Source organism: Oceanihabitans sp. IOP_32, from assembly GCF_009498295.1.
In the GTDB taxonomy this organism is placed as follows: Bacteria; Bacteroidota; Bacteroidia; order Flavobacteriales; family Flavobacteriaceae; genus Wocania; species Wocania indica.
In genome coordinates this window covers 2,574,650-2,591,606 of the sequence record NZ_CP040813.1, presented here as the reverse complement: position 1 = coordinate 2,591,606, position 16,957 = coordinate 2,574,650, and the positions used below count along the sequence as shown (strand labels likewise).

The 16,957-nt window shown below is 35.5% G+C and carries 16 protein-coding genes and 1 tRNA gene; 12 read left to right on the top strand and 5 right to left on the bottom strand.

The window, feature by feature from the left end; all coding sequences use genetic code 11:
* Positions 1-66 precede the first annotated feature (66 nt).
* A tRNA-Pro gene (locus tag FEZ18_RS10870) sits at positions 67-141 on the bottom strand.
* 100 nt (positions 142-241) lie between these two features.
* Here FEZ18_RS10870 and FEZ18_RS10865 point away from each other — a divergent pair.
* The 12 genes from FEZ18_RS10865 to FEZ18_RS10810 all read left to right on the top strand — a co-directional run bounded on the left by FEZ18_RS10865 (position 242) and on the right by FEZ18_RS10810 (position 12,162).
* A complete protein-coding gene (locus FEZ18_RS10865; RefSeq protein ID WP_153268341.1) occupies positions 242-1,348 on the top strand; it encodes a PQQ-dependent sugar dehydrogenase in 1,107 nt (368 codons plus the stop codon).
* Positions 1,349-1,405: 57 nt separating this feature from the next.
* Positions 1,406-2,011, top strand: a complete 606-nt coding sequence (gene udk, locus FEZ18_RS10860) for a uridine kinase (protein ID WP_153268340.1) — start codon at positions 1,406-1,408, stop codon at positions 2,009-2,011.
* Positions 2,012-2,338 (top strand): FtsB family cell division protein, encoded by a 327-nt coding sequence (locus tag FEZ18_RS10855; RefSeq protein ID WP_153268339.1) that lies wholly within the window; start codon positions 2,012-2,014, stop codon positions 2,336-2,338. It begins immediately after the preceding gene.
* Complete coding sequence (locus tag FEZ18_RS10850) at positions 2,331-3,725, top strand: methylmalonyl-CoA mutase subunit beta (RefSeq protein ID WP_153268338.1); 1,395 nt, start codon at positions 2,331-2,333, stop codon at positions 3,723-3,725. The genes FEZ18_RS10855 and FEZ18_RS10850 overlap by 8 nt, the downstream gene beginning before the upstream one ends.
* A gap of 69 nt (positions 3,726-3,794) precedes the next feature.
* Positions 3,795-6,008, top strand: coding sequence for a methylmalonyl-CoA mutase (gene scpA, locus FEZ18_RS10845; protein WP_153268337.1), 2,214 nt, complete (start codon positions 3,795-3,797; stop codon positions 6,006-6,008).
* 199 nt (positions 6,009-6,207) lie between these two features.
* On the top strand, positions 6,208-6,972 hold the full coding sequence (locus FEZ18_RS10840; protein ID WP_153268336.1) for a ParA family protein: 765 nt from the start codon (positions 6,208-6,210) through the stop codon (positions 6,970-6,972).
* 3 nt (positions 6,973-6,975) lie between these two features.
* Positions 6,976-7,881, top strand: a complete 906-nt coding sequence (locus FEZ18_RS10835) for a ParB/RepB/Spo0J family partition protein (RefSeq protein ID WP_153268335.1) — start codon at positions 6,976-6,978, stop codon at positions 7,879-7,881.
* Positions 7,871-8,479 carry a DUF5683 domain-containing protein gene (locus tag FEZ18_RS10830; protein WP_153268334.1) on the top strand — a complete coding sequence of 203 codons (609 nt, stop codon included), beginning with the start codon at positions 7,871-7,873 and terminating at the stop codon, positions 8,477-8,479. Before FEZ18_RS10835 ends, FEZ18_RS10830 begins: the two co-directional genes overlap by 11 nt.
* A 41-nt stretch (positions 8,480-8,520) precedes the next feature.
* Positions 8,521-9,225 (top strand): 4-hydroxy-tetrahydrodipicolinate reductase, encoded by a 705-nt coding sequence (gene dapB, locus FEZ18_RS10825; protein ID WP_153268333.1) that lies wholly within the window; start codon positions 8,521-8,523, stop codon positions 9,223-9,225.
* A 64-nt stretch (positions 9,226-9,289) separates the two neighbouring features.
* Positions 9,290-10,867, top strand: a complete 1,578-nt coding sequence (lepB, locus tag FEZ18_RS10820) for a signal peptidase I (RefSeq protein ID WP_153268332.1) — start codon at positions 9,290-9,292, stop codon at positions 10,865-10,867.
* 363 nt (positions 10,868-11,230) lie between these two features.
* Entirely contained in the window at positions 11,231-11,854 is a 624-nt protein-coding gene (locus FEZ18_RS10815; protein ID WP_153268331.1) for a WbqC family protein, read from the top strand.
* On the top strand, positions 11,854-12,162 hold the full coding sequence (locus FEZ18_RS10810) for a DUF6122 family protein (RefSeq protein ID WP_153268330.1): 309 nt from the start codon (positions 11,854-11,856) through the stop codon (positions 12,160-12,162). The genes FEZ18_RS10815 and FEZ18_RS10810 overlap by 1 nt, the downstream gene beginning before the upstream one ends.
* An 82-nt stretch (positions 12,163-12,244) precedes the next feature.
* On the opposite strand, the gene FEZ18_RS10805 is transcribed toward FEZ18_RS10810, so the two are convergent.
* From FEZ18_RS10805 to mutL, 4 genes are all read right to left on the bottom strand, one after another.
* Entirely contained in the window at positions 12,245-13,279 is a 1,035-nt protein-coding gene (locus tag FEZ18_RS10805; protein ID WP_153268329.1) for an endonuclease/exonuclease/phosphatase family protein, read from the bottom strand.
* A 27-nt stretch (positions 13,280-13,306) separates the two neighbouring features.
* Positions 13,307-14,155: a rhomboid family protein gene (locus tag FEZ18_RS10800; RefSeq protein WP_153268328.1), complete on the bottom strand. Its 849-nt coding sequence runs from the start codon at positions 14,153-14,155 to the stop codon at positions 13,307-13,309.
* 1 nt (position 14,156) lies between these two features.
* Positions 14,157-14,999: a rhomboid family intramembrane serine protease gene (locus tag FEZ18_RS10795; RefSeq protein ID WP_153268327.1), complete on the bottom strand. Its 843-nt coding sequence runs from the start codon at positions 14,997-14,999 to the stop codon at positions 14,157-14,159.
* A 107-nt stretch (positions 15,000-15,106) separates the two neighbouring features.
* Positions 15,107-16,954, bottom strand: coding sequence for a DNA mismatch repair endonuclease MutL (gene mutL / locus FEZ18_RS10790; RefSeq protein ID WP_153268326.1), 1,848 nt, complete (start codon positions 16,952-16,954; stop codon positions 15,107-15,109).
* Between the last annotated feature and the right edge of the window lie 3 nt (positions 16,955-16,957).

Genomic DNA, 16,957 nt, shown 5'->3' with positions numbered 1-16,957 from the left:
AAACCAAAAAAAACCTGATAATCATACGATTAACAGGTTTTTGTTATAGATTGATACTATAATTTGTCGGGGTGGCAGGATTCGAACCTGCGACCTCCGCGTCCCAAACGCGGCGCGATAACCGGGCTACGCTACACCCCGAATAGGTTATCTATTTTTAACGAGTGCAAATATATACTTTTTCTTTTTAAAGAAACAATTATTATGACTAAATTGTAAATATATTTTTATCGATATACTCATGGCTATTAAATCATTTCTCATCTCCGTTGTAATTGCTGTTAGTTTAACAGCATGTGCACAAGACAAAAACCCTGTCGTTACCCAGTACACCCACGAAACTGTGGTTCCTAAATTAAATATCCCTTGGGGCTTTGTTTTTCTGCCCGATGGGTCAATGCTCATTACCGAAAAATTAGGAGAGCTCATCCATTTTAAAGATGGAAAAAAAACGAAAATCTCTGGCTTGCCTAAAATAAAAGTACTTGGTCAAGGCGGATTAATGGATATTACATTACATCCCGACTACAAAAACAATGGCTGGCTGTATTTCTCTTACGCCTCATCAAACGATAATAACGCTGGTGCAAATACAAGCATTGCGCGTGCCAAACTTAAAGACCATGCCCTATCCAATGTTCAAATACTATACAAGGCTATACCAAATAGTGAACGCGGGCAACATTTTGGGTCTCGAATAACATTTGATAATGACGGTTTTTTATACTTCACCATTGGAGACCGAGGAGAACGAGATTTAAACCCTCAAGACATAACACGAGATGGTGGAAAAGTATACCGATTAAATGATGACGGTAGCATACCAAACAACAATCCGTTTATAAATAGACCAAATGCAAAAAAAGCCATTTACTCATACGGGCATCGCAACATCCAAGGCATGACAAAGCATCCCGAAACTGGTAAACTTTGGACACACGAACATGGTCCAAAAGGTGGCGACGAGATAAATATCATAGCAGCGGGTAAAAACTATGGTTGGCCCGTAATTAGCTACGGCATCAATTATAGTGGCACAACATTTACCGATTTAACCGAAGCGCCTGGGATGGAACAACCGCTTCACCATTGGACACCGTCTATCGCACCAAGTGGTATGGCATTTATAACGAGCAATAAATATCCCAATTGGAAAGGCCATCTTTTAGTAGGCTCCTTAAAATTTCAATATCTTAACAAATGTGTAATTAAAAATAATAAAGTTATTGAAGAAGAACGATTACTTGATGGTATTGGCCGTGTTCGCAGTGTGCGCCAAGGCCCAGATGGTTATATTTATGTTGGTGTAGAAAATGTTGGTATTGTTAAAATAATTCCGAATAAATAATCTTAAATTTGTGATGCACTTGAGTTTATTTTTTGAAATCAAATTAACACCTTATAAATGCTAATTATAGGAATTGCTGGCGGTACTGGCTGCGGAAAAACAACAGTTGTAAATCAAATTTTAAACGAACTTCCCGAAGGAGAGGTGGGTGTTATATCGCAAGACTCTTATTACAGCGATACCACACATTTAACCTACGAAGAACGTATTAAAATAAATTTTGATCATCCGCGTTCTATAGATTTTGATTTATTAATTGATCACTTACAGCAACTAAAAACCGGTGTACCCATTCATCAGCCAATCTATTCGTTTGTAAAACACAACAGAACAGGCGACACGATTTTAACGCACCCCAGAAAAGTCATGATTGTTGAAGGCATTTTAATACTTACAAATCCGGAGCTTAGAAAACTATTCGACATTAAAATATTTGTACACACCGATACCGATGAGCGTTTAATACGCAGACTAAAACGCGATATTCAAGAACGCGGTAGAGACCTCGACGAAGTGCTTTCGCGCTACCTCAACACCTTAAAGCCCATGCACGATCAATTTATTGAACCCATGAAAGAATATGCCGATATTATAATACCCAACAACAAATACAACACCGTTGCCGTAAATATTGTTAAAACCATAATAAACGAAAAATTGTAAATGCTAAAGTTTAAAAACAATCGATATTTAAAACCATTTAAAAATTGGTTTGTCCTTATTTTGGTGTGTTTTGCCGTATGGATGCTTTTCTTTGATGCCAACTCATGGCTAATCCATCATGAATTAAATTCTGAAATCGATGCTTTAGAAAACGAGAAAGACTATTATAACCGCGAAATAAAAAAAGACAATAAAGCCATAAAAGAATTAAGTACCGAAGAAGGTTTAGAGCGATTTGCCCGAGAAGTCTATTATATGAAAAAAGAAAATGAAGTAATTTTTATTATCGAATATGAAGACAGTTTAAAAACCAAGGACAATGACTAAGCATTTGTTTAAAGATTTCGATCCTGTTTCTGCAAAACAATGGAAACAAAAAATTCATTTCGATCTAAAAGGAGCCGATTATAACGAAAGCCTTATTTGGACATCAAACGAGGGGATCTCAGTAAAACCCTTTTATCATGCCGACGATTTTAATGAAGGTTCAGAATCTTTTTTAAACACAAAAGAAGCCTCGTGGAACGTTTGTCAATCTATATTTGTTGCCAATGTCAAGAATTCCAATTTAAAGGCTCTCGATGCGATTAAGAGAGGTGCAGAAAGTATTAAATTCACCATTCCAAATGAGCACACTTCGATTGAAGAATTATTAAAAAACATAACGCCAACCTCTACCCTTTTATATTTTGATTTACAGTTCTTAAACAACGATTACGTTAATCGTATTATAGATTACACCAAACCTGCCTCAACATCTGGTAAAACAGTAAAACTATATGTACAAACAGATATTATAGGACATTTAGCTAAAACTGGTAATTGGTTTAACAATTTAAAAAGCGACCACGAAGCCTTTAAAAGCATTGTTAAAAACACCAACACCTTTGGCATTAATGGAGCCCTATACCAAAATGCTGGCGCCAATATAGTTCAACAATTAGCTTATAGTTTGGCGCATGCAAATGAGTATTTAAATACTATTGAAAAACATATAACAGAAGAAAACAAATCGACACTAAAAGTTGTTTTTGAAATCTCGGTAGGAACAAATTATTTTTTCGAAATCGCAAAAATTAGAGCATTGCGAATGTTGTGGCACACTTTAGCCCAGGAATATCAAGTTAATCCCGATTGCCATATTATTGCATTGCCTAGCAAACGCAACAAAACCATTTACGATTATAATACTAATATGCTGCGCAGCACAACCGAGTGTATGAGCGCGATTCTAGGAGGTGCAAATACGATTTGCAATTTACCGTACGACAGTATTTATCATAAAAACAATGAATTTAGTGAACGTATAGCCAGAAATCAATTGCTTATTTTAAAGCATGAAAGCTATTTTAACAAAGTGCATAATCCAGCCGACGGCGCTTATTATATTGAAAGCTTAACACAACAGCTCGCCGAAAAATCTTTAGAACTATTTAAAGCCATTGAATCACAGGGCGGTTTTTTAGAACAGTTAAAAAAAGGAACTATCCAACGTAAAATAAAAGAAAGTGCAAGCCAAGAACAGCAGCAATTTGATAATAATGAGGAAGTCTTATTAGGAAGCAATCTGCACCCCAACCTAAACGACAAGATAAAAGACGAGCTGGAATTATATCCGTTTCTTAAAACCAATTCTAGAAAAACCTTAATCGCCCCCATTATCGAGAAACGCCTCGCCGAACAACTAGAAAAAAAACGCTTAAAAACAGAATAATCTAAAATTATAGACCAATTTGAAATACTAATTTTAAATCCCTCACAAAAAACAACGAGGAAACATAAAATGTCTAGAAAAAAACTCGAACATATCACAATCAAATCACCTGCCAAAAACAAAAAACCAACTCCCAAAAATCGGCAGTCTCTATCTCATAAAACCTTTCTTACTGCCGAAGATATTCCTGTTAAATCACTGTATACCAAAGCCGATTTGCAAGATGTAGAACATTTAAATTTTGTGGCTGGTATTGCGCCAAATCTCCGTGGTCCATACAGCACTATGTATGTTCGTAGACCTTGGACCATAAGGCAATACGCGGGTTTTAGTACAGCCGAAGAAAGTAATGCCTTTTATAAACGCAATCTCGCTGCTGGACAAAAAGGGCTATCGGTTGCTTTCGATTTAGCGACACATCGCGGTTACGACTCAGATCATGAACGCGTGGTTGGCGATGTAGGAAAAGCAGGAGTCGCTATAGATTCGGTTGAAGATATGAAAATGCTTTTCGATCAAATACCTTTAGATAAAATGTCGGTTTCCATGACCATGAATGGCGCGGTTTTACCTATTATGGCATTTTATATTGTTGCCGCAGAAGAACAAGGTGTAAAACCAGAACAATTAACAGGTACCATACAAAATGATATTTTAAAGGAGTTCATGGTGCGTAACACCTATATTTACCCGCCAACACCTTCAATGAAAATTATTTCAGATATTTTTGAATACACCAGCAAAACCATGCCCAAATTTAACAGCATTAGTATTTCTGGGTATCACATGCAAGAAGCCGGTGCAACCTGCGATATCGAACTCGCTTATACCTTAGCAAACGGATTAGAATACATTAGAAAAGGATTAGAAACTGGTATGGATATTGATACTTTTGCGCCACGACTATCGTTTTTCTGGGCCATTGGTATGAATCATTTTATGGAGATCGCAAAGATGAGAGCAGCCCGCATGCTATGGGCTAAATTGGTAAAACAATTTAATCCGAAAAACGAAAAATCGCTCGCCTTGCGCACACATTGCCAAACCAGTGGCTGGAGTTTAACCGAGCAAGACCCTTTTAATAACGTAGCAAGAACCACTATCGAAGCGGCCGCTGCAGCCTTTGGTGGCACACAAAGTTTACACACCAATGCCTTAGATGAAGCCATTGCGTTACCAACCGATTTTTCGGCACGTATTGCAAGAAATACTCAAATATATTTACAAGAGGAAACAAAAATCACCAAAACCGTTGATCCTTGGGCAGGAAGTTACTACGTTGAAAAATTAACCCACGATATAACTCAAAAAGCCTGGTCTTTAATTGAAGAAATTGAAGCACTGGGAGGTATGACCAAAGCTATTGAAGCAGGAATACCAAAAATTAGAATCGAAGAAGCTGCAGCACGTAAACAAGCCCGTATCGATTCTAATCAAGATATTATTGTTGGGGTTAATAAGTTTCAACTGGAAGAGGAGGCTCCAATACAAACTCTAGAGGTTGATAATCAAACCGTTCGCCATCAACAAATCGAAGGTTTAAACCAAATAAAAGCTAAAAGAAACAACGATAAGGTAAAAAAGACCTTGTTAGACTTAACGGAAGCCGCTAAACTTTCCTTAAATTCGGATAATACAGATAAACAAAAAAACCGAAGCACAACTTCTAATGATTCCCACTTCCGTGAGGATAATAACTTACTAGCTTTAGCGGTAAAAGCGGCTCGCGAACGTGCTACTTTAGGCGAAATTAGCGAGGCTTTAGAAGTTGTTTTTGGGCGCTACAAAGCACAAATTAAATCATTTTCAGGCGTGTATAGTAAAGAGATAAAAGACGACAAGAGCTTCAAAAAAGCACAAGAATTGGCAGATGTATTTGCCAAACAAGATGGCAGAAGACCGCGAATCATGATTGTTAAAATGGGGCAAGATGGGCACGACCGCGGTGCCAAAGTCGTTGCCACGGGTTATGCCGATGTAGGTTTTGATGTCGATATTGCACCACTGTTTCAAACGCCTCAAGAAGTCGCGAAACAAGCAGTAGAAAATGATGTACACGTTTTAGGTGTTTCCTCCCTAGCTGCAGGACATAAAACCCTTGTTCCGCAAGTTATCGAAGCCTTAAAACATTATGGGCGTGACGATATTATGGTTATTGTTGGTGGTGTTATACCCAAACAAGACTACCAATATTTGTTTGATGCGGGTGCTATAGCTGTTTTTGGTCCAGGCACAAAAATTAGCGACTCTGCCATTAAAATTTTAGAGATTTTAATCGATTAGTTTCGTATTAAAAAAGCGCATAACATAAAATCAAATGAGCATACACTTTAAATTTCATTTTTAATTACAAACAAATTTTGAACCTCATCTAAAAAAAATTATTACTGGAGCTGCTTGAAAGAAATAGAATGTTAACAACTTCAATTTCCTATACTCATAAATAATTGTATTTTTACAGCTCATAAAACCAAATCATTAAATGGGTAAAATCATTGCAATTGCTAACCAAAAAGGAGGTGTTGGTAAAACAACAACCTCAATAAACCTAGCGGCTTCATTAGGCGTTCTAGAAAAAAAAGTGTTACTTATAGATGCTGACCCTCAGGCAAATGCAACTTCTGGAATTGGTATTGATGTCGAGACTGTAGAAAAAGGAACCTACCAACTTTTAGAACATTCTGCTTCGGCCAAAGAGGCTATAGTAAGTACAGAAACACCAAACCTAGATATTATCCCAGCGCATATTGACTTAGTTGCTATCGAAATAGAACTTGTTGATAAAGAAGCGCGTGAGTATATGCTAAAAAAGGCATTACAAGAAATTAAAAACGATTACGATTATATTCTTATAGATTGTGCGCCATCTTTAGGGCTATTAACGCTAAATGCCCTAACTGCGGCAGATAGTGTAATCATTCCTATTCAGTGTGAGTATTTTGCTCTAGAAGGTTTAGGAAAGCTATTAAACACGATTAAAAGTGTTCAAAAAATTCACAATCCAGAATTAGATATTGAAGGCTTATTGCTAACAATGTACGATGCCAGATTACGCCTATCCAACCAAGTGGTAGAAGAGGTACAAAAACATTTTAACGATATGGTATTTAAAACCATTATACAGCGCAACGTACGTTTAAGTGAAGCCCCAAGCTACGGCGAAAGCATCATTAACTACGATGCCAGTAGCAAGGGTGCTACGAATTACTTAAGTTTAGCAAAAGAAATTATCAACAAAAACTCCTAAATTATGGCTAAGGCAACTAAAAAACAAGCTTTAGGTAGAGGGTTATCGGCACTCTTGAACGACCCGAGTAACAATATACAATCTGCCAACGATAAAAATGCCGATCAAGTAATTGGTAATATCGTGGAGCTAGATTTAGATTTTATTGAAGTCAATCCGTTTCAGCCCCGAACAAATTTTAGTGAAGAATCATTGCTAGAGCTAGCGTCTTCAATAAAAGAATTGGGTATTATTCAACCCATAACGGTAAGAAAAATTGGCTTAAACGAATATCAATTAGTTTCTGGTGAACGACGTTTTAGAGCCTCAAAATTAATCGGATTAGAATCTATTCCTGCTTATGTTAGAATAGCAAACGACCAAGAATCGCTAGAAATGGCCTTGGTTGAAAATATTCAACGTCAAGATTTAGATCCCATTGAAATCGCACTATCGTACCAACGCTTAATAGACGAAATTAAATTAACACAAGAACAAATGAGTGAGCGCGTTGGTAAAAAACGTTCCACGATTACTAATTATTTACGTTTATTAAAGCTAGACCCCATCATTCAAACAGGTATGAGAGATGGTTTTATATCTATGGGACATGGCCGCGCACTTATTGCCATTGAGGATCAAACTGTTCAACTTGATATCTACGAAAAAGTGCTGTCGAACAAATTATCTGTTCGAGAAACCGAAACCTTGGTGCGTCATTTCAATAATAAAACAGAAGCGCCTTCAAAAAAAGAAGCGTCTGAAGACCTTCCTAAATTCATAAAAAAAGGAGTAAACGTTTTCTCTGAATACTTTGGGCATAAAATTGACGTTAAAGTTTCTAAAAACGGTAAAGGAAAAATAACAATCCCTTTTCATTCGGAAGAAGACTTTAATCGTATTAAAAAACTAATTGAAGGTGCTAAATAAGCTCATAATATCTGTTGTATTCACGCTAATGTGTTGTCTTTCATTAGCAGCACAAAACGAAAACGAAGTCCCATTTCCAAATGAAGTTGTTGTAGATTCCATTATTAAAATTAAAGACCCCATTAATCCATTATCTCCTGCAAAAGCAGCGTTTTATTCTGCTATTTTACCCGGGTTGGGACAAGCTTACAACAAAAAATATTGGAAAATCCCTATCGTTTACGCTGCCTTAGGCACCGGTATATACTTTTATATAGACAATAATAATGAATACAACCGATACCGCGATGCTTACAAAAGTCGATTAGCCGGTTTTAAAAACGATGAATTTTATTTAGACGCCCAAGGCAATCAATTAGATACGCCCAGAATTACTGATGATGGTCTTAGACGAGCCCAAAAACAATTTAGACGCAATAAAGACCTTTCACTTTTAATTACGGTAGGTTTATACGCTTTAAATATTATTGATGCCAACGTAGATGCACATTTACTACAATATAACATAGACGAAAATTTAACATTAGCACCACACTACAACATACATCAATTAGATGCACAGAGCAATGTTGGATTAAGCCTCAATTTTAAATTTTAACCGATAAGAGGCCATTAACACTTTTATAAAAATATTATTACATGAAAATAGCATTGTTAGGTTATGGGAGAATGGGAAAAACCATTGAAAAAATTGCAGTTAGTAGAGGGCACCAAGTGGTATTAAAAATTGATCGAGAAGATACAGACTACGATATCACACAAGCCGATGTTGCTATAGATTTTAGTATTCCCGACGTTGCCTACAATAATATATCGCATTGTTTGAATAACAAGATACCCGTAATTTCTGGTACCACAGGCTGGCTAGAAAAATACGAGGATGCCGTTAATCTTTGTCAAGAAAAACAAGGTGCTTTTATCTATGCTTCTAATTTTAGTTTAGGGGTTAATATATTTTTCGAACTCAATAAGAATCTCGCTAAAATGATGAGTCGCCTAAAACAGTATAATGTGTCTATAGAAGAAATTCATCATACTCAAAAATTAGACGCACCAAGCGGTACAGCAATTTCTTTAGCTGAAGGCATTATTTCCCAACACGAAGGTTTTCAAAATTGGGAATTAGACCATGGTGAAAAAAACACCATTCCTATTACGGCAAAACGCATTGAAAATATTCCTGGGACACATACCGTAAATTATAAAAGTGAGGTAGACTCTATTGCTATAGAACATATAGCTAACAATCGCCAAGGATTTGCTCTAGGAGCCGTTGTTGCGGCCGAATGGATTGTTGGTAAAACAGGCGTTTTCACTATGAACGATGTCTTAAATATTAGTTAATTTATTATACACACGTAACAAGATATAATGCTTAACTACTAATAAAACAATAAAATTTGCGATTATGACACTAATACAATGGTTTATATTCATCTTAATTATTCAAGTAATTCACGGTTTAGGCACTTGGAAATTATACCTTAAAGCAGGAAAACAGGCCTGGCAAGCCTTTATTCCAGTATATAACGGTGTTGTTTTAATGAAAATAATAAATAGACCGTGGTGGTGGATTATATTGTTGTTTTTACCCATAGTAAACCTAATTATGTTAATGGTTGTTTGGGTAGAAACCGCAAGAAGTTTTGGTAAAAACACCTATTTAGATACCTTTTTAGCCATCATCACACTCGGTTTTTATAACTTTTATTTAAACTATATTGCAGATGTCGAGTATATAAAAGATAGAAATTTACAACCTAAGTCCAGTTCGGGAGAATGGACAAGTTCTATTTTATTTGCCATTGTTGCTGCTACTATTGTACACACCTACGTTATTCAACCGTTTACTATACCATCGTCGTCTCTCGAAAAATCTTTATTAGTTGGCGATTTCTTGTTTGTTAGTAAGTTTCACTATGGTGCCAGAATACCTATGACCACTGTTGCTGCGCCTATGGTTCACGACACCATTCCTGTATTAAACAAAAAATCTTATTTATTTAATGATAATTTTGAAGAACGAAAAACCTCTTGGATAAACAAGTTACAACTACCATACCTGCGCTTACCTGGATTTGAGAACATTGATAGAAACGATATTGTTGTTTTTAATCAACCAGCAGACACTCTGTTGGACATGAATAATTTTAATCCAGACCGCAACTACTACAAGCCCATCGACAAAAAAACAAACTTGGTAAAACGCTGTGTTGGCATTCCTGGTGATACTCTAGAAATTCGCAATGGCTATATTTACATAAATGGAGAAAAAAATGTACTTCCAGATCGAGCAAAATTGCAATTCAGTTATTTTGTGCAGCCAAAAACAAATCAATTTAATCCTAAATTTATTAAGGAACGTTATGATATCACGGATCGCTTCGGTATTATAAACAGAGAGAACACTTACTACTTTCCTGCCATTAGCGATGAGGCTTTGTCCAAATTTAAAAATCATCCTAATGTCGCGAGCATTACACCAAACAAAAAAGTAAAAGGAGAGAGAGATTCTAATGTCTTCCCACACCATCCCGATTACAACTGGAATGTCGATTTTTTTGGGCCGCTATATATTCCAGAAGCAGGCAAAACCATACCTATTAATTTAGAAGTTTTGCCACTTTACAAGCGCGTTATTTCAGAGTACGAAGGCAATACATTACAGGTAAAAGGCAATCAAATTTTTATAAATGGAGAGCTTGCAGACACCTACACCTTCAAACAAAATTACTATTGGATGATGGGAGATAACCGTCACAATTCTATCGATGCCAGAAATTGGGGTTTTGTGCCTTTCGATCATGTTTTAGGAAAACCCGTTCTTGTTTGGATGAGTTGGGATGGTTCTAGCCCACGTTGGGACCGTTTTTTCACAACCGTTGGCGGATCAGGAAAAGCAACGTCTTACCTTATTCCATTTGTAATTTTGGTTTTAGGGTATTTTGGCTTCAGTTCATGGAGAAAACGCAAGAAAAAGAATTAATTCCTTTTGTTGATTTGTTTAGCTGATAGATACGAAAATGGTCGCAAATAGCTTTGAAAAATCTAGAGCTAAGTATGGCTTCAATAAAATAAACCTTCTTTGTGAAAAAAGTGTGTTTCGCACCTAATATTTTGATGTGTTAACATATGAAAAATTATGTAATACCGAACGATGCGCGAAATAGAACTGCGAAGCACATTATGAACCCCTATTTATAAAATAGAAAGATGTGAGTAAACGACTTATAGGCGACAATGTATGGTTAATTTGGTATAAGGCCATAAAAATGTAAGTTTGTACATTGAAAAATACAACTCGTAAAATAAAGGCGTTAAGAAACCATCAAATAACACGCATCAACAAATGAACATTTTAATTCACCCAACATATTTCCCAAATATTGCTCATTTTGTCGCCATAGTAAGGGCGCAACACGTTGCATTTGAAGTTGATGATAATTTTGTAAAACAAACCTATAGAAATCGCACCTACATTTATGGCGCTAACGGAAAATTACTATTAAATGTTCCTGTAGTGCACTCGCAAAAAAACCGTCAAAAATATAGAGATGTAAAAATTTTTAATGCTGAAAACTGGCAAAGTCACCATTGGAAATCCATACTTTCGGCATACAGAACTTCTCCCTTTTTTGAATACTATGAAGATGAGCTTCAGCCACTATTTAAACAACAAGCAGAATACATTCTGGATTTTAATCTACACTGTTTTGAGACGATTTGCAACTGTTTACAACTACAAGTAAACACTTCTAAAAACGAGGATTTTGAAAAACAACCTCAAGATAAATTGGATTTTAGATATTTAGTAAATTCCAAAAAAGAACAGCAACAACCTTTTGAAACTTACACACAGGTTTTCTCCAGTAAACATAATTTTATACCCAATTTAAGCGTGTTAGATTTACTATTTAATGAGGGTCCAAATGCCTTAAATTATCTAGAATCTCAAACTTTAAAACCGCTATAATGTTACAAACTGCAGTACACTACGGATGCCATTTTTTAATTCCTCTTTTTGTAGCGTTAATTTGGTACAAAAGCCAGTGGAAGATTGCCTTTTTAATCATGATTTCTGGCATGCTTATTGACTTAGATCATTTGCTAGCCACACCCATTTTCGACCCTAATAGATGTAGTATAAACTTTCATCTGCTTCACTCCTATTATGCTATGATAGTTTATGTTTTACTTTTAATTCCGAAAAAAACCCGTTTAATTGGTTTGGGTTTAGTCATTCATATTTTTTCAGATGTGGTCGACTGTAGTTTTATGTGATACCCTTAACACTATTAAAGCCTAATGATACCAATTTAATTTTGAAATGTCGTAATAGCTAATTTGGTATTATATATCGTTTTTATTCTTTGGTCTGTTCGAAGCTTAGGGTTGCCATAATGGGATAATGATCGGAATATAGGGCATTATAAGTCTTAAAATTATTTACTGAAAATACAGGATCGGTTAAAATAAAGTCTATTCTAATAGGAAAGAATTTAAAGTCGTAAGTACGCCCAAAACCATTACCCGATTCAATAAAAGCGTCATTCAAATCCTCTTTAATTGCTCTATACACATAAGAAAACACCGTGTTGTTAAAATCACCACAAATAATCATTTTATACGGACATTTATTTTTGTGCTCTAAAAACAGTTCGGCTTGTGCTTGTTGCATCTTAAAGGTGGTGCCTACTCTCTTAAAGAGACGTTCGGAGTCTTCGTTTTTAAGGCTTGCAGCATCGGTGTTTATGCGCAAAGATTCTAAATGAATATTATACACTCTAATGGTATCTCTTTGTCTTACAACATCTACAAATATGGCATTATTGCCCGTATTGGGAAACTCGATAGAACCCGAATTTACAATAGGATATTGTGAAAAAATAGCTTGACCGTATTTATTTTTCTTGCCAGAGAGTTTTTCGTATTTATATTTAAAAAAAGATAAATCTATATTTTCGTGTGGATGATATTCTTGAATACTCAAAATTTCTGGTGATTCGGTTTTAATAAAATCAGCCATTTTTGTTTCTATATTAGGCTCAGGAATCCAATTATAAAGGTTAAACAATCTAACATTATAATTCATAACCTTAAAATGGTTAAGCGCTTCCTCATTTTTTGAGCCAGAAAACTGATAGATGGAGCCAAAAGAAAAATACCCCACTAACAACACCACAAAAGAGAGTAGAAATTGTTTTTTAAGTTTCACTAACCAGTATAAACAAAATAAGGCGTTACAACAAACTAAAAACGCCACGCCAAGACTGAGAACCGACAATACAGAAAAGCTTTTAGGAGGTGTTAATGGTAAGATATACGATAACAACAAAAGAATTGCGAAAACTGCATTTATCAAGTAAATAATTTTATTTATAAAACTTAGTGTCTTCATAAAAAATCAGTTAAAAAGTATCGCGTGCTATTTTCCAGCCTTAAAGAGAAATTCCTTTTCTTCGGCTGTTAAACTATCATAACCACTTTTACTAATTTTATCCAATATAACATCAATTTTCTTTTGATTGTTAAATTCATCAAACTCGCCTTTAGTATAGCCACCAACCTTAGATTTGTTTTTATGAACCGTTTTTAAAGGGGTTTTCTTCGAAGATTTAAACAGGTTGATAAAGGCATCCATAATTTTCTCGAAACCACGACCAATATCTTTCCCTTTCAGCAATTGTTTTGCATAGTAATACCCTAAAAAAGCGCCCCCTAAATGCGCTAAATTACCTCCTGCATTAACACCAAATAGACCCAAAACATCTAAAGCCACTATAGCAGCACCAATGTACCAAAGTTTTAAATTAAAGGTAAAAAAGCGAATATCTTGATTTGGCATATACGCACAAACGAATATTAATAGTGCCCTTACAGCCGCAGATGCACCAACTAAACCTAAGGTATTTCCAAAAAATTCAGGAAATAAGGTATATCCAAGCATAAATAAAATCCCACCAGAAATAGCTCCTAAGAAATAAATATTTAGCGCCATTTTCGCACTAAATAAATTAAGGAACATGCGACCAATAACATACAACCAAAGCATGTTAAAGAGAATATGAAAAAAATCGTCATGCAAGAAAGCATAGGTAATTATAGTCCAAGGTTTAACCATAAAGTCGGAAAAACTAGCTGGTAAGGTAAACCATGAAAACCCAGTGGATAATAGTAAACCCAAAACAAAGGTTACGAGGTTTAGGACTATAATTTTTTCTAATACATTAAGATTAGATAATTTATTTTTTATGTCTTGTGAGAGCGATGTCATTTTAATACCAACGGTTTTTGTTAAACTGTGTTTTTTTCCAATACCACATAATTAAAAAGCCTACCAAAGCACCACCAACGTGAGCGAAATAAGCTGTATTACTTGGGCTAAAAAAGGACTGTCCTGTAATTCCAGATATTAAATCTAACAAAATAATGCCAGGAATAAAATATTTGGCTTTTATAGGGATTGGTAAAAATATGAGCATGAGTTCGGCATTAGGGTTCATCATGCCAAAAGCGGCAAGCACCCCCATAATACAACCAGAAGCCCCTACCATGGTGTTTCTTGAGATAACATTCATTTCGAATAAGGATTTGAATGCTTCGTTGTTAATTAGATTGGGATTAAAATTGTATTCGGCTAAAATAGGCATCATTTCTCTGCTTAATATTTCACCTTTAATATATTGACCATCACTGGCATCTATCGATACAATTTCAGTTAGCATTTCGCTGCTCATATTTAAATCAGCAATACCACTTAATGCCGCATAATAATCAAAATAATATGAGCCTAATTGCAAGGCCAAAGCACCCAGTCCCGCAGAAAAATAAATAAATAAAAACTTCTTTTTTCCTAAAACTTGCTCAACGGGTGTACCAAACATCCATAGGGCAAACATGTTAAACAAAAGGTGCATGATACTAAAATTATTTAAATCGGCACCACCGTGCATAAACATATGGGTTATAATTTGCCAAGGCTTAAAAGCTTCATTCGCAGGAAAATGCATGGCAAATAAATCGTAAAACAAAATGCCTTTTCCCACAAATAAAGTCCCTATAAACATTAATACATTAATGATTAATAAATGCTTAACGGTATCTGAAATTCTAATCATATTTCTGTTTTCTATTAACAATTCACAAAAACTTAGACACTAAGGTTTAGATCTTTTGTATTCAAGTTTTTTTATTCGTTCACCCTATTTTGAAATTCAACTTTAGCCTAAAAAAACTTTTTATCCAATTCGTCGACACTCATGGTTATAAATGTTTTTCGATTAGAGGGTGACACATTAGGCTCCTTACACGCAAATAAGCGATTTAAGAGGTGTTCTTGTTCGTCTTTTTGCAAAGACTGGCCAGTTTTAATGGCTAAACTTTTGGCCATGGATTTTGCCAATAAATCGGTAGCACTAAAGTGGGCTTCGGGTATTTGATTTTCCACATCGCAAACAAGCTGTTCTAAAATGATAGATACTTCGCTTTCTGGAACACTCACCGGAACACCTATAATCTCAACTAACTCTTCACTAACGTTAGAAAATATAAATCCAGTATGTTCTAAGTCTGTTTTTAATTGTTTTATGATGTCGACATCTTGTGTAGAAAAATGAAGTTGAAGCGGAAATAATAAATGTTGACTTGCGGCTTCTTTTAAGGTCATGTTTTTTAGAAAATCCTCATACAAAATACGCTGATGAGCTCGATATTGATCGATTACCAGCATACCCGATTTTATAGCACTAACAATGTATTTATTATGCAGTTGGTAAGTGGTATTAATTTTATCTACGGTCTTATTATCGCCAAACAAAGTTCCGGTAGATTCTTCGCTTTCAAACTCTACCTGACTAAGATTTTGGTGTGTTTTTGTGCCTTTAGATTCTAAACCTACATATAAATTCTCCCAACCTGCGGTAGATTCTCTTTTAAAGGCCGCCGCTCTGGCTTGAGATTGGGCTTCTTCTTTAAAAGGGTTAAAACTTCTATCGACCTCTATAGTTGGAACCTTAGCATTTTTACCATAATTATAAGGTGTGTCCAAACTGGAATCCCGTTCGAAATCTAAAATTGGAGCAATGTTAAACTGCCCTAAACTATGTTTTACAGCAGAGCGTAACAAGGCGTATAGCGTGTGTTCATCATCAAATTTAATTTCTGTTTTTGTAGGATGAATATTAATGTCTATGGACTGCGGATCTACGGTTAAGTTTAAAAAATAGCTAGGATGTGTACCACTTTTTAATAAACCGTCGAACGCAGAAACTATGGCGTGGTTTAAATACGCACTTTTAACAAACCTATCGTTTACAAAAAAGAACTGTTCTCCTCGAGTTTTTCGGGCGTATTCAGGTTTTACTACAAACCCAGAAATTTTTAAAATTTCGGTATCTTCTTCAACAGGAACTAATTTTTCGTTCGTTTTATTGCCAAAAATATTTACAATGCGTTGTCTGTAATTACTAACGGGTAGATTAAACGATTCGCTACCGTTATTATACATTACAAAACCAATATTAGGGTGTGCTAAGGCCACACGATGTAACTCGTCTATAACATGACGCAATTCTACGGTATTAGATTTTAAAAAATTACGACGTGCCGGAATATTAAAAAACAAATTTTTAACCGCAACCGAAGTTCCTTTTGGTGTCACCACAACATCTTGAGATACTATAGTGCTACCTTCAATAACTATCGCACTTCCAACATCATCTGATTCTTGTTTTGTTTTCAACTCAACGTGTGCAATGGCAGCAATACTTGCAAGCGCCTCACCTCGAAATCCTTTAGTATTTAACTGAAATAAATCGTTTGCTGTTCTAATTTTGGAGGTAGCATGGCGCTCGAAACTTAATCGGGCATCTGTAGCGCTCATCCCTTTGCCGTTATCAACCACTTGAACAAGGGTTTTTCCAGCGTCTTTTACAATAAGTTTTATGCTTGTTGCTCCAGCGTCTATAGCGTTTTCTAAAAGTTCTTTAACCACCGAAGCTGGGCGTTGTACAACTTCACCAGCAGCTATTTGGTTTGCAACATGGTCTGGCAAAAGCTGAATAATATCTGTCATGAA